This window comes from Burkholderia sp. Bp9031, assembly GCF_003857965.1.
In the GTDB taxonomy this organism is placed as follows: Bacteria; Pseudomonadota; Gammaproteobacteria; order Burkholderiales; family Burkholderiaceae; genus Burkholderia; species Burkholderia ambifaria_A.
This window is the reverse complement of sequence record NZ_QTPW01000083.1, coordinates 1-1,648: the sequence shown is the minus strand read 5'-3', so window position 1 is coordinate 1,648 and position 1,648 is coordinate 1. Positions and strand designations below refer to the sequence as shown.

Below are 1,648 nucleotides of genomic sequence, written 5' to 3'. Positions count from 1 at the left end.
GTTACATGTTCGGGTAATTCGGCCCGCCGCCGCCTTCCGGCGTGACCCACACGATGTTCTGCGTCGGGTCCTTGATGTCGCAGGTCTTGCAGTGCACGCAGTTCTGCGCGTTGATCAGCAGCCGATCGCTGCCGTCGTCGTTCTTCACGAACTCGTACACGGCCGCCGGACAGAAGCGCCCCTCGGGGCCTGCGTACGTGCTCAGGTTCACGTTCACCGGCACGCTCGCATCCTTCAGCGTCAGGTGCGCCGGCTGGTTCTCCTCGTGGTTCGTGTTCGAGATGAACACCGACGACAACCGGTCGAACGTCAGCTTGCCGTCCGGCTTCGGATACTCGATCGGCGTGCATTGCGATGCCGGCTTCAGCATCTCGTGATCCGCATGCTTGTGGTGCAGCGTCCACGGCACGTTGCCGCCCATCACCTTCTGCTCGAGACCGACCATCAGCGTGCCGAGGTACAGCCCCTTGGCCATCCACTGCTTGAAGTTGCGCGCGCGGTACAGCTCCGTGTACAGCCACGATTGCTTGAACGCATCCGGGTACGCGTTGAGCTCGTCCGACTGACGGCCGGCCTGCACCGCGTCGAACGCGGCATCGGCCGCCAGCATGCCGGTCTTGATCGCCGCGTGGCTGCCCTTGATCCGCGATGCGTTCAGGAAGCCCGCGTCGTCACCGATCAGCGCGCCGCCCGGGAACACCGTCTTCGGCAGCGACAGCAGGCCGCCGGCCGTGATCGCACGGGCGCCGTACGACACGCGCTTGCCACCTTCGAGGAATGCGCGGATCGACGGGTGCGTCTTGTAGCGCTGGAATTCCTCGAACGGCGACAGGTACGGATTCGTGTAGCCCAGGCCCACCACGAAGCCGACCACGACCTGGTTGTTGTCCATGTGATACAGGAACGAGCCGCCGTACGTATCGGACTTCAGCGGCCAGCCGGCCGTGTGGATCACGAGGCCCGGCTTGTGCTTGGCCGGATCGATTTCCCACAGCTCCTTGATGCCGATCCCGTACGCCTGCGGATCGGCGTTCGCGTCGAGCTTGAACTTCGAGATCAGCTGGCGGCCCAGATGGCCGCGGCAGCCTTCGGCGAACAGCGTGTACTTCGCGTGCAGCTCCATGCCGAGCTGGAAGTTCTCGGTCGGCTCGCCGTCCTTGCCCACACCCATGTTGCCGGTGGCCACGCCCTTCACCGAGCCGTCGTCGTTATAGAGAATCTCGGCGGCCGGGAAGCCCGGGAAGATCTCCACGCCTAGGGCTTCCGCCTGCTGGCCGAGCCAGCGGGTCACGTTGCCCAGCGAAATCACGTAGTTGCCGTGGTTCTGGAAGTTGGCGGGCAGCGCCCAGTTCGGCGTCGTGACCGCGCCGTTCTCGGACAGGAACAGGAAGCGGTCTTCCGTCACCTCGACATCGAGCGGTGCGCCGCGTTCCTTCCAGTCGGGGAACAGTTCGTTGATCGCGCGCGGATCCATCACCGCGCCCGACAGGATGTGCGCGCCGATCTCGGAACCCTTCTCCAGCACGCACACGCCGATCTCGGTGCCTTTCTCGGCGGCCAGCTGCTTGAGCCGGATCGCCGCCGACAGCCCGGCGGGGCCGCCGCCGACGATCACGACGTCGTATTCCATCGATTCGCGCGGGCCGTA

General features: G+C 65.3%; 1 protein-coding gene. It reads right to left on the bottom strand.

Annotated features, from left to right (window positions below):
* Window position 1 precedes the first annotated feature (1 nt).
* Window positions 2–1,648: electron transfer flavoprotein-ubiquinone oxidoreductase (locus tag DIE15_RS36590; protein WP_185734621.1), on the bottom strand; the 1,647-nt coding region annotated here is incomplete at its 5' end.